This is a genomic window from Breoghania sp. L-A4, from assembly GCF_003432385.1.
Lineage (GTDB): Bacteria > Pseudomonadota > Alphaproteobacteria > Rhizobiales > Stappiaceae > Breoghania.
Genome location: NZ_CP031841.1, coordinates 4,509,140 through 4,533,295 on the forward strand (window position 1 = coordinate 4,509,140; position 24,156 = coordinate 4,533,295).

Annotated in this window: 21 protein-coding genes; 3 read left to right on the top strand and 18 right to left on the bottom strand. The window is 65.2% G+C overall.

What is annotated here, in order from left to right; genetic code table 11:
• The 3 genes from tkt to D1F64_RS20645 all read right to left on the bottom strand — a co-directional run bounded on the left by tkt (position 1) and on the right by D1F64_RS20645 (position 3,997).
• Positions 1-1,965: a transketolase gene (tkt, locus tag D1F64_RS20635; protein WP_117414752.1), complete on the bottom strand. Its 1,965-nt coding sequence runs from the start codon at positions 1,963-1,965 to the stop codon at positions 1-3.
• 86 nt (positions 1,966-2,051) lie between these two features.
• A complete protein-coding gene (locus tag D1F64_RS20640; RefSeq protein ID WP_117413960.1) occupies positions 2,052-2,975 on the bottom strand; it encodes a phosphoribulokinase in 924 nt (307 codons plus the stop codon).
• A gap of 26 nt (positions 2,976-3,001) precedes the next feature.
• Positions 3,002-3,997: a class 1 fructose-bisphosphatase gene (locus tag D1F64_RS20645; protein WP_248304814.1), complete on the bottom strand. Its 996-nt coding sequence runs from the start codon at positions 3,995-3,997 to the stop codon at positions 3,002-3,004.
• A 364-nt stretch (positions 3,998-4,361) separates the two neighbouring features.
• Between D1F64_RS20645 and D1F64_RS20650 the strand changes: the two genes are divergently transcribed.
• Entirely contained in the window at positions 4,362-5,279 is a 918-nt protein-coding gene (locus tag D1F64_RS20650; protein ID WP_117413962.1) for a LysR family transcriptional regulator, read from the top strand.
• 15 nt (positions 5,280-5,294) lie between these two features.
• Here D1F64_RS20650 and D1F64_RS20655 read toward each other — a convergent pair whose 3' ends face one another.
• Together D1F64_RS20655 and D1F64_RS20660 are read right to left on the bottom strand one after the other, a co-directional pair.
• On the bottom strand, positions 5,295-6,065 hold the full coding sequence (locus D1F64_RS20655; RefSeq protein ID WP_117413963.1) for a sulfite exporter TauE/SafE family protein: 771 nt from the start codon (positions 6,063-6,065) through the stop codon (positions 5,295-5,297).
• Positions 6,062-7,012, bottom strand: coding sequence for a D-2-hydroxyacid dehydrogenase family protein (locus D1F64_RS20660; protein WP_117414753.1), 951 nt, complete (start codon positions 7,010-7,012; stop codon positions 6,062-6,064). The genes D1F64_RS20655 and D1F64_RS20660 overlap by 4 nt, the downstream gene beginning before the upstream one ends.
• 178 nt (positions 7,013-7,190) lie before the next feature.
• Between D1F64_RS20660 and D1F64_RS20665 the strand changes: the two genes are divergently transcribed.
• The gene (locus tag D1F64_RS20665; protein WP_117413964.1) at positions 7,191-7,808 is read left to right on the top strand and encodes a GntR family transcriptional regulator; all 618 of its coding nucleotides are present in this window, start codon (positions 7,191-7,193) and stop codon (positions 7,806-7,808) included.
• Positions 7,809-7,829: 21 nt separating this feature from the next.
• Here the strand turns inward: D1F64_RS20665 and glpK are convergent, their stop codons facing one another.
• The 8 genes from glpK to glpD form a co-directional block, all read right to left on the bottom strand.
• The gene (gene glpK, locus D1F64_RS20670; RefSeq protein ID WP_117413965.1) at positions 7,830-9,329 is read right to left on the bottom strand and encodes a glycerol kinase GlpK; all 1,500 of its coding nucleotides are present in this window, start codon (positions 9,327-9,329) and stop codon (positions 7,830-7,832) included.
• Between the two features lie 118 nt (positions 9,330-9,447).
• Positions 9,448-11,181: an ABC transporter substrate-binding protein gene (locus D1F64_RS20675; protein WP_117413966.1), complete on the bottom strand. Its 1,734-nt coding sequence runs from the start codon at positions 11,179-11,181 to the stop codon at positions 9,448-9,450.
• A 66-nt stretch (positions 11,182-11,247) separates the two neighbouring features.
• On the bottom strand, positions 11,248-11,529 hold the full coding sequence (locus D1F64_RS20680; protein WP_117413967.1) for a DUF2160 domain-containing protein: 282 nt from the start codon (positions 11,527-11,529) through the stop codon (positions 11,248-11,250).
• An 11-nt stretch (positions 11,530-11,540) separates the two neighbouring features.
• Positions 11,541-12,431: a carbohydrate ABC transporter permease gene (locus D1F64_RS20685; protein WP_346432333.1), complete on the bottom strand. Its 891-nt coding sequence runs from the start codon at positions 12,429-12,431 to the stop codon at positions 11,541-11,543.
• Between the two features lie 59 nt (positions 12,432-12,490).
• Positions 12,491-13,360, bottom strand: a complete 870-nt coding sequence (locus D1F64_RS20690) for a sugar ABC transporter permease (RefSeq protein WP_117413968.1) — start codon at positions 13,358-13,360, stop codon at positions 12,491-12,493.
• A gap of 3 nt (positions 13,361-13,363) precedes the next feature.
• A complete protein-coding gene (locus D1F64_RS20695) occupies positions 13,364-14,461 on the bottom strand; it encodes an ABC transporter ATP-binding protein (protein ID WP_117413969.1) in 1,098 nt (365 codons plus the stop codon).
• A gap of 7 nt (positions 14,462-14,468) precedes the next feature.
• Positions 14,469-15,551 (bottom strand): ABC transporter ATP-binding protein, encoded by a 1,083-nt coding sequence (locus tag D1F64_RS20700; RefSeq protein ID WP_117413970.1) that lies wholly within the window; start codon positions 15,549-15,551, stop codon positions 14,469-14,471.
• Positions 15,552-15,656: 105 nt separating this feature from the next.
• Entirely contained in the window at positions 15,657-17,210 is a 1,554-nt protein-coding gene (gene glpD / locus D1F64_RS20705) for a glycerol-3-phosphate dehydrogenase (RefSeq protein ID WP_248304528.1), read from the bottom strand.
• Between the two features lie 296 nt (positions 17,211-17,506).
• Here glpD and D1F64_RS20710 point away from each other — a divergent pair, with 296 nt between their 5' ends.
• Positions 17,507-18,265: a DeoR/GlpR family DNA-binding transcription regulator gene (locus D1F64_RS20710; RefSeq protein WP_117413972.1), complete on the top strand. Its 759-nt coding sequence runs from the start codon at positions 17,507-17,509 to the stop codon at positions 18,263-18,265.
• Positions 18,266-18,427: 162 nt separating this feature from the next.
• On the opposite strand, the gene D1F64_RS20715 is transcribed toward D1F64_RS20710, so the two are convergent.
• The 5 genes from D1F64_RS20715 to D1F64_RS20735 form a co-directional block, all read right to left on the bottom strand.
• A complete protein-coding gene (locus D1F64_RS20715) occupies positions 18,428-19,312 on the bottom strand; it encodes an intradiol ring-cleavage dioxygenase (protein ID WP_117413973.1) in 885 nt (294 codons plus the stop codon).
• Positions 19,313-19,315: 3 nt separating this feature from the next.
• On the bottom strand, positions 19,316-21,076 hold the full coding sequence (locus D1F64_RS20720) for an FAD-dependent monooxygenase (protein WP_117414755.1): 1,761 nt from the start codon (positions 21,074-21,076) through the stop codon (positions 19,316-19,318).
• 281 nt (positions 21,077-21,357) lie between these two features.
• Positions 21,358-21,759 carry a hypothetical protein gene (locus tag D1F64_RS20725; protein ID WP_117413974.1) on the bottom strand — a complete coding sequence of 134 codons (402 nt, stop codon included), beginning with the start codon at positions 21,757-21,759 and terminating at the stop codon, positions 21,358-21,360.
• 67 nt (positions 21,760-21,826) lie between these two features.
• Positions 21,827-23,677, bottom strand: coding sequence for a sodium:solute symporter family protein (locus tag D1F64_RS20730; protein ID WP_117413975.1), 1,851 nt, complete (start codon positions 23,675-23,677; stop codon positions 21,827-21,829).
• 12 nt (positions 23,678-23,689) lie between these two features.
• Positions 23,690-23,956: a DUF4212 domain-containing protein gene (locus D1F64_RS20735; RefSeq protein ID WP_248304529.1), complete on the bottom strand. Its 267-nt coding sequence runs from the start codon at positions 23,954-23,956 to the stop codon at positions 23,690-23,692.
• Positions 23,957-24,156: the final 200 nt, after the last annotated feature.

A 24,156-nucleotide genomic window follows, 5' to 3' on the forward strand; every position in this document is an offset into this window, starting at 1 on the left:
TCACACCTCCTCCGACACGCAGGCCCGCGCGGCATCCACGACCGCCTCCGCGGTAATGCCGAAATGGCGGTAGAGATCTGCGGCCGGCGCCGACGCGCCAAAGCCGTCCATGCCGATGAAGACGCCGTCGTCGCCGATCCAGCGGTCCCAGCCCTGCGCAATCGCGGCCTCCACCGCGATACGCGGCACAGCGCCCAGAACCGCCTTGCGATACGCGACCGGCTGCTCGGCGAAGAGTTCGAAACACGGCATGGAAACGACCGCCGCGTGGATACCCTCGGCCTTCAGCCGGTCCGCCACCTCGAGCGCCAGCGGCACTTCCGAACCGGTTGCCAGCAGGGTGACGGTACGCCCCTCCACCGGTTCGCGGACCACATAGGCGCCGCGCGCCACCAGGTTCTCGTCCCGCGCATCGGTGCGGAACGCCGGCAGCGCCTGCCGCGTCAGCGCCAGCACGCTGGGCCGGTCGGGATGGGAAAGCGCGCAGGCCCAGGCCTCCGCCGTTTCCATGGCATCGGCGGGGCGGAACACCTGCAGGCCGGGAATGGCGCGCAGGCTCGCCAGGTGCTCGACCGGCTGATGCGTCGGGCCGTCCTCGCCGAGACCGATGGAATCGTGCGTCATGACGTAGACGACGCGCTGCTTCATCAAGGCCGAGAGGCGGATCGCGGGACGGCAATAATCAGCAAAGACCAGGAAGGTGCCGCCGTAGGGAATGACCCCGCCATGCAGCGCCATGCCGTTCATTGCCGCCGCCATGCCGTGCTCGCGGATGCCGTAGTGGACATATCCGCCCGAGAACTTGTACCGGGTCACCCCCTGCATGGCCTTGGTCTGGGTGCCGTTGGAGCCCGAGAGATCGGCCGAGCCGCCGACGAGCGAGGGCAGCGCCTGTGCAAAGGCCTCAAGCGCCTGCTGTGAGGCGACGCGGGTGGCAAGCCGAGGCGCGGTTTCGGCCCAGTCCTGCTTGAGAGCGGTCAACGCCTCATCCACCGCCGTCGCGACATCGCCGCCGAGCGCGGCGTCAAAGGCCTGCCGCCGGGCGGGATCCGCCGCCTCATGGCGCATCTGCCAGGCCGCACGCGCGGCGGCGCCCCGCTTGCCGGCCTGGGTCCAGGCATCGGCGATTTTCGCCGGGATCTCGAAAGGCTCAGCCATCCAGCCAAGCCGCTTGCGCGCGCCGGCGAGTTCCTCGGAACCGAGCGGCGCGCCGTGCACGCCGGAAGTGCCCGCCTTCGTCGGCGCGCCAAATCCGATGGTGGTCTTGCAGGCGATCAGCGCCGGCTTGGACGACAGCTTCGCCGCGGTGATCGCGGTTTCGATCGCCTTGGGGTTGTGGCCGTCGACGGCGAAGGTTTCCCAGCCCGACGCATCGAAACGGGCGCGCTGGTCGGTGCTGTCGGACAGCGACACCTTGCCGTCGATGGAGATGCCGTTGTCGTCCCACAGAACAATCAGTTTGGACAGGCCGAGATGCCCGGCCAGCGCGATGGCTTCCTGGGAAATGCCTTCCATCAGGCAGCCATCGCCGGCGATCACATAGGTGTGGTGATCGACCAGATCGTCGCCGAACCGCGCGTTGAGCAGCCGCTCCGCGAGCGCCATGCCGACCGCGTTGGCCAGCCCCTGGCCGAGCGGTCCGGTGGTGGTCTCGATGCCCGCGCCATGGCCGTATTCCGGATGCCCCGCCGTCCTGGCGCCGAGCTGACGGAATCGCTTCAGCTCATCGATCGGAAAATCCGCGTGGCCGGTGAGATGCAGCAGGCCGTAAAGCAGCATCGAGCCGTGTCCGGCCGAGAGCACGAAGCGGTCGCGGTCGGGCCAATGCGGCTCGGCCGCGTCGAACTTCAAAAACCGCGTGAACAGCACGGTGGCCACATCGGCCATGCCCATGGGCATGCCGGGATGACCGGAGTTGGCCGTCTCCACCGCATCCATGGCCAACGCGCGCAAGGCGTTGGCCATGGAGCGGGCGTCGGGCACCACGTCCAGGGGTGTCGTGGTGTCCAGCGCGGTCCGGGTCTTGAAATCCTCGGGCCTGTCGAGCGTGTTCATGATCGGGCTCCTTCGCTGATGGCGACGCGGGGGCGCGATCCGTTGCGCGCCAGGCGGCGGCTGCGTTCGACGAGCTGCAGGATCATCGGCGTCAGGATGAGCTGCATGCCGAGATCCAGCTTGGCGCCGGGAATGACAATGGAATTGGCCCGCGACATGAAGCTGCCGGGGATCATCGACAGCAGGTAGGGGAAGTCGATGCCGCGCGGGTCGCGGAAGCGGATGACGACCATCGATTCATCGGCGGTGGGGATCCAGCGGGCGATGAAGGGATTGGAGGTATCCACCGTCGGCACGCGCTGGAAGTTGATGTCGGTCTCGGTGAATTGCGGGCAGATGTAGTGCACATAGTCGGGCATGCGCCGCAGGATCGTGTCGGTGACCGCTTCCATGGAGTAGCCGCGCGTGTCGCGATCGCGATGGATCTTCTGGATCCACTCCAGATTGAGCACCGGGACGACGCCGACCTTCAGATCCGCGTGCTGGCCGAGATTGACGCTGTCGGTGACCACCGCGCCGTGCAGGCCCTCGTAGAACAGCAGATCCGTGTTGTCGGGCAGCGGCGCCCAGCCGGTGAACGTCCCCGGAGCGGCGCCGTAGAGATCGGCCTCTTCCGCGTCGTGCACATAGTGCCGGGTCTCGCCCGCGCCGGTCTCGCCGTAAGTGCGGAAGACGCTCTCGAGCTTCTCAAGCAGATTGGCCTCGGGGCCGAAGTGGCTGAAATTGGCGTCGCCGCGCGTGCCGTGCTCAACCATCACCTTCTTCATCTCGGCGCGGTCGTAGCGGTGGAAGGCGTCGCCCTCGATGAAGGCGGCCTCGATGGATTCGCGGCGGAAGATCTGCGCGAAGGTCTGGCGCACCGACGAGGTGCCCGCGCCCGACGAGCCGGTGACGGAGATGATCGGATGACGTGCCGACATGGTCTGCTCCCTGGATTCGAAGGGTTTCAGGCGCGGAAAAGGCCGCGGCGTCCAAACAGCGGCGAGCGTTCGCCGAGCGAATGCGGATCGGATGTGTAGTTCTCGACCCGCTCGACCTCGTCACGCGAACCGAAGATCAGCGGCACGCGCTGGTGCAGCTCACCGGGCACCAGATCGAGAATGCGGCCCGTGCCGGTCGACGCCGCGCCGCCCGCCTGCTCGACCAGAAAGGCGATGGGGTTGGCCTCATAGACCAGGCGCAGGCGGCCCTCGGCGTATCCATCACGCTGGTCGCCGGGATAGAGAAACACGCCGCCGCGGGTGAGGATGCGCGAGGCCTCGGCGACGAGCGAACCGATCCAGCGCATGTTGAAATCGCGCCCGCGCATTCCTTCCGCGCCGCTGAGGCAATCGTCGATATAGGCGCGCACCGGCGCGTCCCAGTGGCGGTAGTTGGAAGCATTGATGGCGAATTCGCCTGTCTGCGGCGCAATCGTGACATTCGCGCCGGTCAGCCGGAACGCGCCCGCTTCATCAAGGATGAAAACATGGGTGCCGCGGCCCAGGGTGAGCACCAGTTCGGTCATCGGACCGTAGGTGGCGTAGCCCGCGGCAAGCTGGCGGTGGCCCGGCTGCAGCAGCGCCGCCTCGGAGGCGTCATGCGGCATCCAGGAGCGATGCGGCAGCACCGAGAAGATCGTCCCGATCGACATGTTGACGTCGATGTTGGAGGAACCGTCGAGCGGATCCACCGCAACCGAGACCGGCGCGCCGGATGCGAGCGGGATCGGCGCGTCGGCTTCCTCGGAGCCGACCATGGCCACGGGCGCTGTTCTCAATGCGTCGACGACAATGTCATGCGCCCGCAGATCCAGCGCCTTCTGCTGATCGCCGCCGGCGTTTTCGCCGACGATGTCGCCGTGTCCCAGATCCATGTGCGCGGCCCGCGCCAGATCCGCGGCCGGCGCCGCGAACGGACCGGCGGCGATGAGCCGGGAGATGTCGCGGCAGGCGGTCGCCATCGCGAGAACGGTGGCGGCGATGTCGGCGCGCCCGACAGCGAATTCCTGTGCGGTTTCCGGCGGGCCAGGCTCATTTTGCCAGGCCTCCAACCAGTCCGAGAGCTCCAGATAAGCGCCCATCGTCTCCTCCGTGCGAACGCAGCATTCCCTCGCCCGGCGCTTGGCGCGCCGTGGTCACTTCATTGTCGTGATTGTCCGATGCATTGCGGACCGCGTCTCGAAGACCGGCAGGCGGGCAGTGTCCTGCCTGACTGTCTTGCGCGGCCTTCTGTACGGGTCCGCTGTTCTGGCAAGATGGGGCGGCTTGATTTTAAAATAAATTTAAAAGATATTACTCATCATTAAATTTAATTGAAAGACCGCCATGCGCAACGCCAGCCTGAAGCAGCTCCGCGCGCTGTCCGCCGTCGTGCGCACCGGCACTGTGACCGCGGCGGCGAACGAATTAAACGTGACGCCACCGGCGGTTACCACCCAGATCCGGCTGCTGGAGGAGAGCGTCGGGCTGTCGCTTGTGGAGCGCGTCGACGGCGCCTTCCAGCCGACCCAGGCGGGGCAGCTGGTGCTGGGTGCGACAAAACGTATCGAGGCGGTGTTCGAGGAATGCTCGGCGACACTGAGCGCGTTGCGCGGCGGCGGACGCGGGCGGGTATCGGTCGGCGTGGTCAGCACCGCGAAATACGTGGCGCCTCGGGCCATCGCGGCGTTCGCGCGCGATCATCCGGAAGTAGAGATCCAGCTCATCGTCGGCAATCGCGAGGACACCATCGAGGCGCTGTCGGAAGGCACAATCGACATCGCCGTGATGGGCCGCCCGCCGCACCGGCTGGATGTGGAGGCGGATGTCATCGGCGACCATCCGCATGTGATCATCGCCCCGCCGGATCACCCGCTGGCGGATGCAACCCACATCGCCATCACCGATCTGGCGAGCGAGACCTTCCTGGTGCGCGAACCGGGATCGGGCACCCGGCTGCTGACCGAACGCGTGCTCTCCAGCCTGACGGAGCACAAGCCCACATTCGGCATGCAGATCGGCTCCAACGAGACCATCAAGCAGGCGGTGATGGCGGGCCTGGGCATCGCGCTGATTTCCGCGCACACCGTTGCCAACGAGTTGGAAAGCGGCCGTCTGGTTGTGCTGGACGTGGAAGGGCTGCCGGTGATCCGGCAATGGTTCGTGGTCAAGCGCGCCGACCGCAAGCTCCTGCCCGCGGCCGGCGGGTTTCGCGACTTCATGGTCGAGAAAGGCGGCAGTTTCCTTCCCGACACGGGGCTTTGAGGCAGCCCGATCCGCTCAGGGCTTGAACGCCAGCCAAATGAAGTTGGCCGCGCCCAACACGGTGAGCACGTCCACGAAGCCGGCGTGGGAATCGTTGTTCATGCGGCGCAGGGCGACCCGGCCGAGATAATTGCCCGGAATCGTCAGCAGACCGACGAGGACGCCGATGGCGATGAAATGCGCGTCGAGAAGGTTCGTGCCGCCGAACACCGCGACGCGGGTGATGTTGGTGGTCAGGGCGATGACGGCGAGCGTGGCGACGAAGGCTTCCTTGGTCAGCCCGTAGCCAAGCATGAAGGGGATCAGCAGCATGCCGGGACCAACGGAGGCGCCCGACAGGATTCCGTAGACGCCGCCCGCGCCGCCCAACGACCGCCACGTGGCGTTGATGTTATGCGCCTTGGCCCATCGGCGCAGCGGGATGGATGCCAGAATCACAACGGCCAGCAAAAGCGCGATGGCGGCACTCGGCAGATGGCCGTAGACCATCGCGCCGGCGACGATGCAGGGCACGGCCGGAATCGCCACGATCAGGTAGGCGCGGCGGTTGATGTCGCCGAAATTCAGCACCGCCCTGGCGCTGTGGCTGATCAGCAGGGCCACGCTCATCACCGGAATGATCGGCTTGACGCCGATCAGCGGCGCAAGGGCTGCCGCCAGCAGAAAGCCGCCCGCAACGCCCGTCGCGCCGTGTATGGCCGAGGTTATGATGGCCACGACGGCCACGCCGACAAAGGTCCAGACACCGAACTCGTCAACGAGACCAGACAGAATTTCGAGGATCACGGGGCGATCTCCCGCACCGGCGCGCCGGCCAGGAAGGCTTCGATTGCCTCCACGGTTTCCCCGTAGAAGACCTTGTAGGTTTCCCGCGTCACGTAGCCCAGATGCGGGGTCAGCAGAAGGTTGCGCGCGGCCTTCAGCGGATGATCGGCCGGCAGCGGCTCCTCGTCGAAGACATCGAGCGCGGCGCCGCCGATGCGGCCCTCGTCAAGCGCCGCGATCAACGCCGCCTGATCGATGATCGGGCCGCGCGAGGTGTTGATCAGGCAGGCATCGGGCTTCATGAGCGCCAGTTCCGCCGCTCCGATCAGGCCATGGGTGCGCGGCGACAGCCGCTGGTGTATGGTGATGAAATCGGCGCTTTGCAGAAGTTCCTGCTTCGTCGCCTTGCGCACGCCAACCTCGGCGCAGCGGTCCTCGGTGAGGTTCTCGCTCCAGGCGATCACCTCCATGCCGAAGGCCTTGGCGAAGCCGGCGACGAGCGAGCCGAGCCGACCCAGGCCGATGACGCCGAGGACGGCGCCGCGCAGATCCCGGCCCAGCCCAACCTGCCAGCCGCCCGCCATCAGCGAGGCGTTCTCAGGAGCGATTCGCCGCGCCAGCGCCAGCATCAGCCCCATGGTCAGCTCGCCCGTCGCATGTCCCGGAGAGCGGGTGCCGCAGACGGTGACGCCGCGCGCGGCCGCCGCCGCAACATCGATCGCCGCGTTGCGCGCCCCCGTGGTGACGATCAGTTTCAGATCCGCAAGCCCGTCGATGACGGTGCTGGAAAACGCCGTGCGTTCGCGCATCAGACAGACGATGTCGTATCCCTGCAGCGCCGCGATCACATCCGCCGCGCCACCCAGCGGCGCGGAGAAGAACGTGACCTCATGCGCGGCTTCCAGGCCGCTCCAATCGGCGCAGGATCGGGCCACGCCCTGATAATCATCGAGAACGGCGATACGCATGTCGGCCTCTTGCTTTGTCAAATCGTGCACATATGTATACAATAATGCATGCCCGGTATCCACCACCAAAACGGGCAAAGCGCGGGAGGTCTTCTCTTGCCGCTTGGCAAGCATGGCCGTTCCGGCGCACCATTGGAGAAAGCTCGTCGAAAACACGCGCGCGCGCAGGGATGGACGTATGAACGGCTCTGATATCTGCAAGGCATTGATCGGTCAAATCGAAGCCGGCGAACTCAAGCCCGGCGGCCGTTTGCGCGAAAACGAGCTCGCGACGCGCTTCGGCGTGTCCCGCACGCCAATCCGCGAGGGGCTGAAGCGGCTTGAGGCGCAGGGGCTGCTGATGCACGAGCCGCACCGCGGCATGATCATCCCCAAGCTCGACAACGACCAGATCAACGAACTCTATGTGGTGCGCGAGGTGCTGGAAGGCACCGCCGCGCGGCTGGCCGCGCAGCACGCCTCGCCGGCGGAGATCGAGATTCTCAAGGAGATGGTCGAGGAGGACCGGGCCAACATCGACAACCTGTCGAAAGTCGCGATGAACAACCGCAAGTTCCACCGCCGTCTGGCGCTGGCCTCGCACAACCGCTACCTGATCCAGCAGATGGACCAGCTGAAGGTCTCGCTGATCCTGCTCGATGGCTCGACGATGCGCGAGGAAGACCGCCGCCGCGCCGCAGTCCAGGAGCATGCCGACATCGTCGACGCCATCGCAGCGCGCGATTTCGACCGCGCGGCGCAGGCCGCCAGCCATCACATCATCGTCGCGCACAAGGTCCGGCTGACGCTGCTTTAAAATCCAGCGGACCCGCGGCCTTCAAGACCGCGTGCGCGCAACCGCGTCGCGCCACCCCTCCATCAGGGATTGCCGCTCGGCGTCGGGCATCAGCGGCTCGAACCGCCGCTCAAGCCGCCAGCGGCTGGAAAACTCCGCCATCCCCGGCCAGACGCCGGCCCTGCTGCCGGCCAGCCAAGCGGCGCCCAGCGCGGTCGTCTCCAGCGTCTTCGGCCGGTCGACGGGCGCGCCGAGAACGTCGGCGAGAAACTGCATGGTCCAGTCGGACGCGGTCATGCCGCCGTCCACCCGCAGCACCGTCTGGGCGTCATCGCCGGCATGCGATACATTCCAGTCGGCATGCATGGCGTCGATCAGATCGCAGGTCTGGTAGCCGACGGATTCAAGCGCCGCCCGGGCGAAATCCTCCGCGGTCGTCGCCCGGGTGATGCCGAAGATCGCGCCGCGCGCGTCCGGATCCCAGTGCGGCGCGCCAAGCCCGACGAAGGCGGGGACCATGTAGATACGCGCCTCGGGGTCCGAGCGCTCCGCCATGGCCTGGGTTTCCTGCGCCGTGCCGATGAGCTTCAGCCCGTCGCGCAGCCATTGCACCGCCGCACCCGCGACGAAGATCGAGCCTTCCAGCGCATAGGTGGACACGCCGCCGATCCGGTAGGCCACGGTGGTGAGCAAGCGATTCTTCGAAGCCACCGGCTGGGTGCCCGTGTTGAGCAGCGCGAAACAGCCCGTGCCGTAGGTGGACTTGACCATGCCCGGCGCAAAGCACGCCTGGCCGACGACCGCGGCCTGCTGGTCGCCGGCGACACCGAGGATCGGCAGGCGCGCGCCCAGGAACTCCGGCAACGTCGCGCCGAAATCATCCGCCGAATCCCTGACCTCGGGCAGCATCTCCATCGGCACGTTGAGCAGCCGGCACAGATCCGCGTCCCAGTGATGCCCGGCGATGTTGTAGAGCAGCGTGCGCGCCGCATTGGTGGCATCGGTTGCGTGCACCGCCCCGCCGGTGAGCTTCCAGATCAGCCAACTGTCGACCGTGCCGAACAGAAGCCCGCCGGCTTCCGCGCGCGCCCGCGCGCCCTCGACGTTCTCAAGGATCCAGGCGAGCTTGGTGCCGGAAAAATAGGGATCGAGCAGCAGGCCGGTCTTTTCCTGCACAACCGCCTCAAAACCCTCGGCCTTCAGGCGTGCGCAGAAGTCCGCCGTCCGCCGGTCCTGCCAGACAATGGCGTTGTACACCGGTTCGCCGGTCGCCTTGTCCCAGACGACCGTCGTCTCGCGCTGATTGGTGATGCCCACAGCCGCGATGTCTTTGGCGGTGATGCCCGCACGCTCGATCGCCTCGCGGCAGACATCGAGCGTCGTCGTCCAGAGGTCGCGCGGATCATGCTCGACCCAGCCGGAATGCGGAAAATGCTGGGCGAACTCCGCCTGGCCAACGCCTTTTGGCGCAAAGTCGCCATCGAAAACGATGGCGCGGCTCGAGGTGGTTCCCTGATCGATCGCGAGAATGAAGTCCGGCATGCGCCCTCCCGAGGGAAATTTTTCCCGACTGTATCGCGGCAGCCGGACCGCATAAAGAGACGGCCGGAACTTGTCCGGCCGCCCAGGTGTTTCCAGACCGTCGCCGGTCCGGGAGGAACTACTTGTTCATCGCGTCGGCCCAGCTCTTGATCAGCTCGTCATAGTTGACGGTGATCGGCTGTTCCTTCTCGTTGGCGAGCTTGGCCTGCGGCGCGAGATTGCCGTCGGCCTTGGCCTTCTCGACCCAGTACTCCATCGGGTGCTCCTCGTTGAGCTTCGGCCCGATGTCGCCCTGCACGCCCGCGCGTTCCAGACGCGCCAGCACCTTCTCCTGCTCGGCGCACAGCGAATCCATGGCCGCCTGCGCGGTCTTGGCGCCCGAGGACGCATCGCCGATCGCCTGCCACCAAAGCTGCGCGAGCTTCGGATAATCCGGCACGTTGGTGCCCGTGGGCGACCACTGCACGCGCGCCGGAGAGCGGTAGAACTCGATCAGACCGCCGAGCTGCGGAGCGCGCTCGGTGAAGCTGTCGTGCCGGATCGTGCTCTCGCGGATGAAGGTCAGGCCAACATGGCTCTTCTTCACGTCCACGGTCTTGGAGGTGACGAACTGGGCGTAGAGCCAGGCCGCCTTGGCGCGGTCGACCGGAGTCGACTTCATAAGGGTCCAGGAACCGGCGTCCTGATAACCGAGCTTCATGCCGTCCTTCCAGTAGGACCCATGCGGGCTCGGCGCCATGCGCCACTTCGGCGTGCCGTCGTCGTTCATCACCGGCAGGCCTTCCTTGACCATGTCGGCGGTGAACGCCGTGTACCAGAAGATCTGCTGCGCAATCGCGCCCTGCGCCGGCACAGGACCGGATTCGGAGAAGGTCATGCCCGGAGCTTCCGGCGGCGCGTAGGCCTTCATCCAGTCGAGGTATTTCTCGATGGAATAGACGGCCGCGGGCCCGTTGGTGTCGCCGCCGCGCGCGACGCAGGAACCGACGGGACGGGAGTTCTCGTCCACCCGGATGCCCCATTCGTCCACGGGAAGGCCGTTGGGGATACCCTTGTCGCCGTTGCCGGCCATCGACAGCCATGCGTCGGTGAACCGCCAGCCGAGCGAGGGATCCTTCTTGCCGTAGTCCATGTGGCCATAGACCTTGGCGCCGTCGATCTCGCGTCCGGTGAAGAACTCGGCGATGTCCTCATAGGCCGACCAGTTGACCGGAACGCCCAGCTCGTAGCCGTATTTGGCCTTGAAATCTTCCTTGTTCTTGGCGTCGTTGAACCAGTCGTACCGGAACCAGTAGAGGTTCGCGAACTGCTGGTCGGGCAGCTGGTAGAGCTTGCCGTCCGGCGCCGTGGTGAACGACTTGCCGATGAAGTCGTCGACGTCCAGGCCGGGGTTGGTGACGTCCTGCCCCTCGCCGGTCATCCAGTCGGAGAGATTGCGGGCCTGCTGGTAGCGCCAGTGGGTGCCGATCAGGTCCGAGTCGTTGATGTAGGCGTCGTAGATGTTCTCGCCCGACTGCATCTGCGTCTGCAGCTTCTCCACCACGTCGCCTTCGCCGATGAGATCGTGCGTCACCTTGATGCCGGTGATCTCGGTGAAGGCCTGGGCCAGTGTCTTGGCCTCGTATTCATGGGTGGTGATGGTCTCCGAAACCACCTTGATCTCCATGCCGGCAAAGGGCTCGGCCGCCTTCACGAACCATTCCATCTCGGCCAACTGGTCGGCCTTGGACAGGGTCGAGGGCTGGAACTCGTCGTTGACCCAGCGCTCGGCCGCCTCCATGTCGGCAAATGCCGGCGATGCCGCGACCAAAAGGGCCAGAGCCGTTGATGATGCCAATATTCCGCGTCGCATTTGAAATCCTCCCAGGTTTTTATGCGTGATATCCGGAGCACGCGCTCCGCTTCCTCCCATTGACCCTCACACCCAGCGGAACACGCACACGGCGTAGACCACGCAGACAGCAAGAGCCCACCACAGGCTCGGACCAACCAGCCCGAGCCATGCAAGACAAATGAATGCGCTGCCAAGCAGCGAAATGAACAGGCGGTCGCCGCGCGTCGTCTCGATGCGCAGCACGCCGACCCGGGGCGCGCCGCCCGGCACGGCGTATTCCCAGACGCCCATGCCGATGAGCAGCGCGAAGATGGTCAAGAAGAAGATCGTTGTCGGGGCCGTCCAGGCCATCCAGGAATAGTCCATGTGCCTCTCCTCTAGACGCGCCCCAGGGCAAAGCCCTTGGCGATGTAGTTGCGCACGAACCAGATCACCAGCGCGCCGGGAATGATGGTGAGAATGCCGGCGGCCGCCAGCACGCCCCAGTCGAGACCGGACGCCGAGACCGTGCGCGTCATGGTGGCGGCGATGGGCTTGGCGTCCGTCGTCGTCAGCGTGCGCGCGATCAGCAGCTCCACCCACGAGAACATGAAGCAGAAGAAGGCGGCGACGCCGATGCCGGAGGCGATCAGCGGCATGAAGATCTTCACGAAGAAGCGCGGGAACGAATAGCCGTCGATATAGGCCGTCTCGTCGATCTCCTTGGGCACGCCCGACATGAAGCCTTCCAGGATCCACACCGCCAGCGGCACGTTGAACAGGCAGTGGGCCAGCGCCACCGCGATGTGGGTGTCGATGAGGCCGAAGGACGAATAGAGCTGGAAGAACGGCAGCGCGAAGACCGCCGGCGGCGCCATGCGGTTGGTCAGCAGCCAGAAGAAAAGGTGCTTGTCGCCAAGGAACCGGTAGCGCGAGAAGGCGTAGGCCGCGGGCAGCGCCACGGAGACCGAGATCACCGTGTTCATCACCACGTAGATGATGGAATTGATGTAGCCGTTGTACCACGACGGATCGGTGAAGATCGTGCGGTAGTTGTCCAGCGTCGGCTCCTGCGGCCACAGCGAGAAGACCGACAGGATCTCCTGATTGGTCTTCAGGCTCATGTTGAACAGCCAGTAGATCGGCAGCAGCAGGAAGATGATGTAGAGCGTCGGCGCCAGCCACGCCCAGCTGCGGCCGCGCCGGGACCGCCGGCGCGCGCCCTGGCGGCCGGACGTCTGCGACCGCGCGCCCGAAGAAGCATTCGTGCCATGCGTGGTGCGCGTCATCGTTCCCGAGCCCTTCACAGTGCCCGTGGTCTTCAGGGCCGCGTCTTGATTGGAAGACGTCATGTGCCCTCCTGCCCGTAGTTGGTCATGATCGTGTAGAACACCCATGAGAGCAGCAGCACGATCAGGAAGTAGACGATCGACATGGCCGCCGCCGGGCCCAGATCGAACTGGCCGATGGCCATCTTCACCAGATCGATGGACAGCAGCGTCGTCGAATTGCCCGGTCCGCCGCCGGTCACCACGAAGGGCTCGGTGTAGATCATGAAGCTGTCCATGAAGCGCAGCAGCACGGCGATCAGCAGAACCCTGTGCATCTTCGGCAACTGGATGTAGCGGAACACCGACCAGCGCGAGGCGCCATCGATCTTTGCCGCCTGGTAATAGGCTTCGGGGATGGACACCAGACCGGCGTAGCACAGCAGCACCACGAGGCTGGTCCAGTGCCACACGTCCATCACCACGATGGTGATCCAGGCCGCGACGGGCTCCTGAGTGTAGTTGTAATCGATGCCGAGTGCCGCCAGCGTGTGGCCCAAGAGACCTATGTCGACGCGGCCGAAAACCTGCCAGATGGTGCCGACCACGTTCCACGGGATCAGCAGCGGCAACGCCATCAGCACGAGGCACACCGGCACGCCCAGCCCCTTGCGCGGCATGGTCAGCGCGATGGCGATGCCCAGCGGGATCTCGATGATCAGGATCACGGCGGAATAGATGAGGTTGCGCAGCAGCGCGTCATGGAAGCGCTCGGAATGCAGCAACTCCTCGAACCACTCGGTGCCGGCCCAGAAGAACTGGTTGCCGCCGAATGTGTCCTGCACGGAGTAGTTGACCACCGTCATCAGCGGAATGACGGCGGAAAAGGCCACCAGCAGCAACACCGGCAGCACCATGAACCACGCCTTGTTGTTCCATGTCTTGTTCATGGCTCAGCCTCCTGTCGCCGGATGGGCGCGCGATCCGACAAGCCACGAATCCGCGTAGAGATTGACCGCACGATCGTCGAAACGCGCGCGCGGGCTTTCAGGGATCGGCACGCCTTCGGGCACCACGGCGTTGAGCGCGTGCCCGTCCATGGTGGCGCGCACAACGCGGTAGCGGCCGATATCCTCGACCTTGTCGACGTGCAGCGGCAGACCGCCCGCCTCATCGCTCAGCGTCACGAATTCAGGGCGCACCCCGATTTCCACCTTGCCGGTGACCGCGCTCGTGTCGATGCCCGCCGGCAGGGTCACCACGTGCCCGCCGATGCGCGCCCGGCCGCCCTCGAGCGCGCAGGGCAGCACGTTCATGCCGGGAGAGCCGATGAAATAACCCACGAACGTGTGCTGCGGCCTTTGGAACAGATCGTCCGGCGTGCCCACCTGCACGATCTCGCCCTCATACATGACCACCACCTTGTCGGCGAAGGTCAGCGCCTCGGTCTGGTCGTGCGTCACATAGACCATGGTGAAGCCGAAGCGCTTGTGCAGATGCTTGAGCTGGGAGCGCAGCACCCATTTCATGTGCGGATCGATGACGGTCAGCGGCTCGTCGAAGAGGATCGCATTCACGTCCGAGCGCACCAGCCCGCGCCCGAGCGAGATTTTCTGCTTCTCGTCCGCCGTCAGACCCGCCGCCTTCCTGTTCGCCTTGGCCGCCAGACCCGTGATCTCGAGAATTTCCAACACCCGGCGCTTCACGTCCGCTTCCGCAACACCGCGATTGCGCAGCGGAAACGCCAGATTGTCGAACACGCTCATCGTGTCGTAGACGACCGGGAACTGGAACACCTGGGCGATGTTGCGCTCCTCGGTCGGCAGATCGGTGACATCCTCGCCGTCGAACAGAAGCGCGCCCTCGCTCGGCGTCAGCAGGCCTGAGATGATGTTCAGCAGCGTGGTCTTGCCGCAGCCCGATGGTCCCAGAAGCGCATAGGCGCCGCCGTCGTCCCAGGTGAGATGCACATCCTTCAGCGCATAGTCCTCCGGCCCCTTCGGGTTGGGCATATAGGCGTGGCGGATGTTGTTGAGATCTATTTTCGCCATGGTTTCCTCACGCGGCCGCCCTGGCGTTGCCGATGGCCAGCGTGCCATCGAGGTTGAAGACGAAGAACCGCTCGGGATCGACGAACAGCTCGATGGTGTCGTCGACGTCGAGAATGTGGATGCCATGCGCCAGCGCCACCCAGCGCTCGTCGGCAAAATCGACGTGAATGTAGCTTTCCGATCCGGTGATCTCGCTGACCGCGACGGTGGCGGAGAACGCCACACAGCCCTTGTGCGGCCGTGTCAGGCGCAGGTGATGCGGCCGGAAGCCGACCAGATAGTCGCCATCCGCCAGATCGACCGAATGCAGCGGCACGGGCATGGACACCGACCCGTCGAGCACGAAGCGCGCACCGCGCTTGGAAAGCCGAAGGGTGTTGAGCGGCGGGTCGGAGAATGTCCGCGCCGTGATCAGGTCGGCGGGACGCTTGTAGACGTCGATGGTCGGGCCGAACTGCGTCACGCGGCCCTCGCTCAGGGTCACCGTATTGCCGCCCAGGAGCAACGCTTCCGCAGGCTCCGTCGTCGCGTAGACGAAGACGGCGCCGGTTTCCGCGAAGATGCGCGGCAGTTCGGCCCGCAACTCCTCGCGCAGCTTGTAGTCGAGATTGGCCAGCGGCTCGTCGAGCAGCACCAGGTCCGCGCCCTTGACCAGCGCGCGCGCCAGCGCCGTGCGCTGCTGCTGGCCGCCCGAAAGCGTCAGCGGCGTGCGGTCGAGATAGGGACCGAGCTTCATCAGCTCCGCCGCCTCGCGCACCTTGGCCTCGATCGTCGCCTTGCCCATGCGGGCGACCCGCAGCGGCGATGCGATGTTCTCGTAGACGGTCATCGCGGGGTAGTTGATGAATTGCTGGTAGACCATCGCCACGTTGCGCCGCTGCACCGGCAGGCCGGTGACGTCCTCGCCGCCCGCGATGATGCGGCCCGAGGTCGGCCGGTCGAGCCCGGCCATCAGCCGCATCAGGGATGTCTTGCCCGACAGCGTCGGGCCGAGCAGCACGTTGAGCGCGCCGCTTTCCAGCCGCAGCGAGACGCCGTCGATATGCGTCTCCCGTCCGACGGTCTTGGTGACATCCACCAGTTCCAGCATGCCTTCCTCCCCATCGCGGCGGACATCCCGGCTGCTGAACGCAGCTCTCGGCCCCGACCGCTTCATTCCCGCCGCCGCGCGTATCCCGCGCAGCAGCCATTCACCTCAGACCGCGTTCGCGGTCTTGATATCGCCGTCGTCACCGCGCGCGCCGGTGGCGCCGCTTGCATTGCGCGCGGCCATCCACGTCTCCAGCGCCGCCGCCTCGGATTCACTCAGCCGAAGCCCCAGCTTGGTGCGGCGCCACAGCACGTCCTCCGCCGTGCGCGCCCACTCATGGTCCATCAAATAGGCAACTTCACAGGCGCTCAAGTCCCCACCGAAAATCTCTCCAAGCCCCGCCGCGTCGGGCACATCGTTGAGCATGATGGAAACCCGCGTGCCATAGAGCCGCGCCAGCCGCTCGGCCGTCTGCACGCCGAGAAAGGGCCAGCGCGCGCGAAGCTCGGTGCACAGATCGTCAAACCCGAGCGTCGGGAAATCCCCTCCGGGCAGCGGCGCAGTGCGCGTCCAGGCCTGCTTGCGCGCGCCGATCACCGATGCAAGCTTGCCGACGACGGCCTCCGCGAGGCGCCGGTAGGTGGTGATCTTGCCGCCGAAAATATTGATCAGCGGAGCCCCGTCCCCGCGCTCAAGCTTGAGCACATAGTCGCGGGTGGCTTCCTGGGCCTTGGACGCGCCATCGTCGTAAAGCGGACGCACGCCCGAGAACCGCCACACCACATCGCTCTCGCGCACCGGCGCCTTGAAATACTCGCTCGCCGCGGTGCACAGATAGGCGATCTCGTCGTGCGCGATCGCCGCATCGGCGGGATCTCCCTCGTACTCGCGGTCCGTGGTGCCGATGAGCGTGAAGTCGCCCTCATAGGGAATGGCGAAGATGATGCGCCCGTCCGCGTTCTGGAAGATGTAGCAGCGGTCGTGATCGAAGAGTTTCGGCACCACGATGTGGCTGCCCTGCACCAGCCGCACGTTGTGCGCCTCAACCTCGCCGAGCGGCGCGCGCAGAACCTGATCGACCCATGGCCCGCTGGCGTTGACCAGGCTGCGCGCCAGCACAGTCTCACGCTCACCGCTCAACCCGTCCTCGATGGTGACATGCCACAGATCGCCGACGCGGGTGGCGGCGATGCATTTGGTGCGGGTGTGGATGACCGCGCCGCGGTCCGCCGCATCGCGGGCGTTGAGCACCACCAGCCGGGCGTCGTCGACGAAACAGTCGGAATATTCGAACGCCGTGGAGAACGCATCGATCAACGGCGCGCCCGCGGGGTCGGTCTTCAGATCCACGGTGCGCGTCGCGGGCAGCAGCTTGCGGCCGCCCAGGTGATCGTAGAGAAACAGCCCCAGACGCAGCAGCCACGCCGGACGCAGGCCCTTGTGATGCGGCAGCAGGAAGCGCAGCGGGCGGATGATATGCGGCGCGTTGGCCCAGAGCACCTCGCGCTCCATCAGCGCCTCGCGCACCAGCCGGAACTCATAGTGCTCCAGATAGCGCAGGCCGCCGTGCACGAGCTTCGTCGACCACGACGAGGTGCCCGAGGCGAGATCGTTCATTTCCGCGAGAAACACCGAATAGCCGCGCCCGGCCGCATCGCGGGCGATGCCGCAACCGTTCACCCCGCCTCCGACGACGAAAATGTCGTAGGTGCTCGCCACCCGGCTCCCCCCGCGTTGCCCGGAGCTCGTGGCCCCGTGTCTTTTCATCGTTACTTTTAACCTAAACGAAAACAAACGCGCGTCAATCGAGTTTTTACGAAACAAAACGAAAGCCACAAATGTCCGAAAATAGAGGCGGCGAGCATATCAGCATTGCGCAAACGGAAAGAAAGAATTCAATATTATGAAATAATTTCAATAGCTTATAGAAAATGAGCGGAATTCGCTGACAAACCGATGCGAAATGGATAGTTTCGTTTCCCAGACACCGTAGCGAGAACCGAAAGCCGCCGTTCATGCCCATCGCCCGCAAGAATACGATTCTGGAGCTCGCGCGCCTGCACGGCCGCGTGATGGTGGAGGAACTCGCCGGACGGTTCGACGTCTCTCCGCAGACCATTCGCAAGGACCTCAACGAGCTGTGCGACAGCCGCCTGATGACCCGTGTGCATGGCGGCGCCATGCTGACCTCGGCGATGGAGAACGTGGGCTATGACGCCCGCCAGGTGCTGGCGAGCCAGGAGAAAACGGCGATCGGCCGCCGCACGGCGCAACTGGTGCCGCCGTCCTCGTCGCTGTTCATCAACATCGGCACCACGACGGAGGCGGTGGCGCGCGCGCTGCTGCAGCATTCCGCGCTGATGGTCATCACCAACAACATCAATGTCGCCAACATGATGCGCGCCTACCCGCCGATCGAGGTGGTGATCGCCGGCGGCGTGGTGCGTCATTCCGACGGCGGCATCGTCGGCGAGGCGGCGGTGGACTTCATCCGCCAGTTCAAGGTGGACTACGCGATCATCGGCACGTCGGCGATCGACGAGGACGGGGCGCTTTTGGATTTCGACTATCGCGAGGTGAAGGTGGCCCAGGCCATCATGGAGAACGCGCGGCATGTGATCCTGGTGGCGGACGCGACCAAGTTCGAACGCACGGCACCCGTGCGCATCGGCCACCTGAGCCAGGTCGACACCTTTGTCACCGACCGCTGCGACCACCCCGCCATCCGCCGGATCTGCGCGGACAGCGAGGTGGAGATCATCGAAGCGATGTAAGCCGTCGTTTCCTGGAGTGAATAGAGTGCTGAAATCACCTCTCCCATGGGGAGAGGTCGGACCGCAGGTCCGGGTGAGGGGTTGAAATTCAGCGATTTCCGGCGGGAATTGTTCCCCTCACCCTGACCCTCTCCCCATGGGAGAGGGGACAGAACCGCTCCACTAACCCTTCGCCGGCGCCAGCACGAAGTCGTGCTCCACGTCCCAGAAGTCGCCGGCGAACTCCAGTTCGCGGGCGCGCTCGGGATCCGAGGTGCGCTTGAATTCCGCCAGCAGGCTCTGCTTCACGCCGAAGACCGCGTCGGAATTGATGTAGGGATCGTCGGGATCGAAGATGTGGGTGGTCAGCGTCTCGAAGCCGTCCGCCTTGATGATGTAGTGCAGATGCGCCGGACGATACGGATGCCGGCCCAGCGCGCCGAGCAGCTTGCCCACCGTGCCGTCATCCGGAATCGGATAGAATTTCGGCTTCACCGCCTTGAACCAGTACGAGCCGTCCGCCCCCGTGCGGAAGACGCCGCGCAGATTGAAGTCGGGCTGGATGCCCTTCTGCTGAACGTCGTAGAAGCCTTCGTCATTGGCCTGCCAGACGTCGATGACCGCGCCCTCGATGGGCTTTCCGTCCGTATCCAGAATCCGGCCGTGCACCACCATGTTCTCGCCCTTGGCATCGAGGCAGATGTTGGCGCCCATCTCGCGGACCGGCGCGTCCGCCACATGAAACGGCCCCAGCACGGTGCTCTCCGAGGCGCCCGAGGGCTTGCGGTTGTTGATGGCGTCGACCAGCATGGAGACGCCGAGCACGTCGGACAGCAGGATGAACTCCTGGCGCCAGTCGTTGCACAGATGGCCGGTCTTGGTGAGGAACTGGATCGCCTCGAACCATTCCGCTTCCGTCGGCTCGATTTCCTTCACCGCCTCGTGCAGCTTGCGGGTGATGACCTCCATCACCTCGCGCAGGCGCTCGTCCTTGGCATTCGCATTGCGGCCGGTGACCACAGCCACCGAATCCTCTTCCGTGAAATAGCCGCGTTCATGCGCATCCATACTCTACTCCCCCCTGTCCAGAATCTGTCTCAGCACGCGGCGCAGCTCGGCCGCGGGATCATCGGCCACCGAATCTCGCCGCCAGCATACGTGATGATCGGGGCGCACCAGCACAACGCCGCTGTCGCGCACCTCGCGCGCGGCCGCCCAGTCGCCGGTCAGATCCTGCCATTCCTGGCGCGGACCGATCACATGCGCGGCGATCTCAAGCCCCAGTTCCGCGCCGACCTCCTGTGCCGCCACGACCCAGGGCTCACCGCCGATTCCGGTGAGCACCGTGAAGCGGCCCTTGCCGGCAAGATCCAACGAGGAGGCCTTGCCGTGCCGGTCGCTGTCGAGCCAGACGTGCGGCAGCCGCGCGCCGGGCCATGTGGTGGGCTGATAATGCAGCTCCGCGTCCCGCTCGAACGCCGGTTCCGGCTGGCCGTCGGTAACCACGGCACCCGAGGCGTAGCGCTGGTTCATCTCCACACCGTGCGCGTCGAACTCGTAGACCTTCGCCGCGATCGCCTTGCGAATGGCGGCGCGCTGCTCCTCCGCCTCCGGCGTGTCGTCGCAACGGGCATCCATGTTGGCCTGCATCTTCACCGGATCGACGGAGTCCAGAAGCCCGAGCGCCTGGAAGATCGGACCGAACTCCTCGATCGACTTGTTGGCGCGGGTGACGACCTGTTTGGCAACGGGGGCGCGCTCGAGACTGTAGCTGTCGAGCAGCGCCGGCCCAGCCTGACCCTTGATCACCATTGCCAGTTTCCACGCCAGATTGAAGGCATCCTGGATCGAGGTGTTGGAGCCGAGCCCGTTGGACGGCGGATGCCGGTGGGTGGCGTCGCCCATGCAGAAGACGCGGCCGTTCTGCATGTGCGTGGCGTACATGTTGTTGACGGTCCAGACCGAGGCCGAGAGAAGCTCGATCTCGAGCTCCGGATCGCCGACGAGATCGCGCGCCACCCTGGTGGCGAATTCCGCGTCCACCTCCGGCGCGGGCTCGTTGATGTCATAGCCCCAGACGATCAGCCATTCGTTCCAGGGGCGCACCATGCGCACCAGCCCCATGCCGATGCCGCCCACATCCGCACCGGGTTGCAGCACCCAGTAGAGCACCGAGGGGCGGTGGGCGACGTATCTGGAGAGATCGGCGCGGAACAGGATGTTCATCGAACCCGCGACGCCCATCTGACCCTCGAACGGCAGGCCCGCGTCCTCCGCGACCTTGGAATTGCCGCCGTCCGCGCCGATCAGATAGCGCGATCGAATCGTGAATTCCTTGCCCGTCAGCCGGTCCAGGCACGTCGATGTGACGCCGTCGGAATCCTGCGTGTGAGACAGGTACTGCGTCGACATGCGCGCCTGGGTGCCGCGCGAACACGCGGTCTTGTAGAGGATCGGCTCCATGAAGGTTTGCGGCAGATCGATCATGTGTGAGGGCGAGGCAAGCTGGTGTTCGGCGCGCTTGAGCGGATGCTTGCCCCAGCTCTTCATGCGGCCGATCTCCTCGCCCGCCAGCGAGGTGCAGAAAACGTTCTCGCCCATCAGGTCCTGATGCGTGCCGTGCAGATAGGCCTCCGCCTCCACCTCCGGGCCGAGATCGCGCAGCACCTCCAGCGCGCGCTGGTTGGTGATGTGGGCGCGCGGCGTGTTCGCCAGCCAGCGGTAACGGTTGATCATCATGGTGTCGACGCCGGCGCTCGACAGCAGCGCGGCGGCGGCCGAGCCCGCGGGGCCCGTGCCGATGATGAGAATATCGGTTTCAATATCGGCCATGCGGCTCTCCCCTTCCTCGCCGTGACCGACACAACCCCCGCGCCAGGCGCCCACGGCATGGCCCGCCGCAAACGGCAGCGGCGCCGGTTCCGGCATTGCCATGCTGAAACAGTGTTGCGGTCAGACGGTCATTTCCCCCATTCGCGGCATTCCGCGTGCCGCGGCTCTTTGCGGCCGACAGGCGACGATAGCAGCGCAGCCGCCCGCGTCGATAGTCCCCACGCGACGCACCGAGAAAAATTGCAGGGAAAAGCGGCCGTTTCCCGCGCCGCGGCATCCGCTCAACGCGCCGACACGATCGCCAGATAGAGCAGGATGAACAGCGGAGGCACACCGAGATAGGCGTCGCCGAACAGGAACAGCTTCAGGAAGAAGTACAGGAACGCCGCGTAGAGCGACACCGCGAAGGGCAGCAGGAAGGCGGGCGTCAGCGGCGCGGTCAGCGCCAGCAGCGGATCCGTCACCTTCTTCAGCACGACGAAGAAGGTGATGTCGCGGTCGGCGCCGACGACCAGTTCCAGGATGCCGCGGGAAAACAGGAACGCCGCCAGAGCAGTGAGCGCGTAGGTTCCGCCGAGATAGACGGCGACATTGGCCGGCGCGCCGCCGAGCAGGAAGGTGCCGAAGGCCAGCAGATAGGTCGCGGCCAGGATGAGAAGGCCGTTGAGGGCGGAAGCCTGCATGTGATGTCCGATGTTGAAATGAAAACGCAGGGCCCGGAGGCCCTGCGTTGTATCACGATCCGCTTCGTCAGTGCGTCTGAACCATGATGTTGCCGCCACTGGGCAGGCGCAGACGATCGACGAAGTTCTGCATCTCCTGGCTCGGCTCCGGTGTGACCAGCGACACCACATAGGTGACGATGAAGGCCACCGGCACGCCGAAGACGCCCGAGGAGATCGCCGCGACGCCGAACCACGAGATCTCGTCGCCGGAGCCCTTGACGAAGTCGAAGCCGTAGACGTTGCCGATCAGGTAGTACATCGTCGTGACGAAGCCGGCCGCCATGCCGAGGATGCCTCCCATGTTGGTCGTCCGTTTCCACCACACGCCCATCACCAGCGGCGCGAACAGGCCTGCCGCGGCGATCGAGAAGGCCCAGGCCACCATCGACAGGATGTCCGACGGCTTGGTCTGCGCGAGGAAGGCGGCGGCGAGCGCCACGACCACGAGCAGGATCTTCGCCACCGTCAACCGGCGTCTGGAGTCGGCCTTGGGATCGATCATCTTGTAGTAGACGTCGTGCGACAGCGCGTTGGCGATGGCGAGCAGCAGCCCGTCCGCCGTTGACAGCGCCGCGGCGAAGCCGCCCGCCCCGACCAGACCGACGACCCAGATCGGCATGCCGGCGATCGACGGCGTCGACAGCACGATCATGTCGTTGTTGAGGCGCAGTTCCGTGTAGGGGAAGCCGCCGACGAGGCCCTTGGCCTCACAGGCGGCCTGGATGGCCGCGACCGTTTCCGCCTTGACGCCGCAGATCGTCACCAGCTGGTGCCCCTCGATCGAGCCCCACTGCAGCATCCACCGCGGGATCGCACTAAACGCCAGTTGCAGACCTTCCGCGTTGGCGAACAGACCCATCAGGTTGAACTTCGAGAACGCGGCGTAGGCGGGCGCGGTGAAGTACAGCAGGAAGATGAAGAACAGCGACCAGCCGACCGACTTGCGCGCCTCACGCACCGTGGGGGTGGTGAAGAAACGCATCAGGATGTGCGGCAGCGACGCGGTGCCGACCATCAGGCAGAAAATCAGGAAGAAGTAGTCCATCGGGCTGTAGGTCTGGAACGGCGCCACGTGGCTCTTCGCCACGTTCAGCAACTGCTCGTATTCGGCGATCTGGGCCAGGGCCCCGCCGTATGTCAGTTGCGGAATCGGGATGCCGAACTGAACCGTCGACATCCAGACCGCGGGCAGGAGATAGGCCACGATCAGGACGATGTACTGGGCCACCTGGGTCCAGGTCACCGCCTTCATGCCGCCCAGCATCGAGCACACAAGAATGCCCGCCAGTCCCGCGAAGACCGCATACTCGAAATCGATCCGCAGAAACTGCGAGGCGATGATTCCCGAGGCGTAGACCTGCGCGGTGATGTAGGTGAAGGAGCAGCAGAACAGCACGACGATGCCGACCAGCCGCGCGCCGTTGCCGCCGTAGCGGGTGCCCAGGAAGTCGGGCACCGTGTAGGCGCCGAACTTGCGCAGGTAGGGCGCCAGCAGCACGGCCACCAGCACATAGCCGCCGGTCCAGCCGAGCACGAAGGCCAGACCGTCGTAGCCGAGCACGAACAGCGTGCCGGCCATGCCGACGAAGCTCGCTCCCGACATCCAGTCGGCGCCCGTCGCCATTCCGTTGTAGATCGCGGGCACGGCGCGCCCGGCGACGTAATATTCCGACACCTGAGCGGTGCGCGACATGATACCGATGAAGGCATAGATGCCGATCGTCATGGCCATATAGAACCACAGGATGAACCGATCCGGCACGCCGAGCGTCGCCAGAATCGCCATCAAGGCGACGAAGCCCAGGAAGCCGCCGACGTAGATACCGTAGATCTTGCCGAGGTTGTCGGTAAAATCACCCTTCATAGTCAGTGCCATAGCTATTCCCCCTCAATCCTCAGCCACGCCGAATTCCTCGTCTATGGCATTCTGGCGATGCGCGAACCAGAAGATCAGAATGACGAAGATGATGAGCGATCCCTGCGCGGCCATGTAGAAACCGAGCGGAAAGCCGGCGATGACAATGGTGTTCAGCGCCGTGACGAACATGTGGATGAAGAAGCTGAAGAAGGCCCAGATCGCGAGCGTCACCCACATCAGGTTTCGCGTCTTCGTCCAATGAGCCAGCCCGATCTCCGTTGATACTTTGTCTGTCAATGTCGATCCTCCCAACATCAATTCGCAGGAGGCGGACCCGCGTTCAGCAAGTCGTCCCCCCGGTCCCCCGAGCGTACAACACAGCCAGGTCTCCGAACGCCTATTCTTCGACGTGCCTTTCCCGTCATCTCGCAACTGCGAGATGATACAATACTACGACGGACGGATACTTGCGCAGCAAGAATATTCTGTCAAATGTA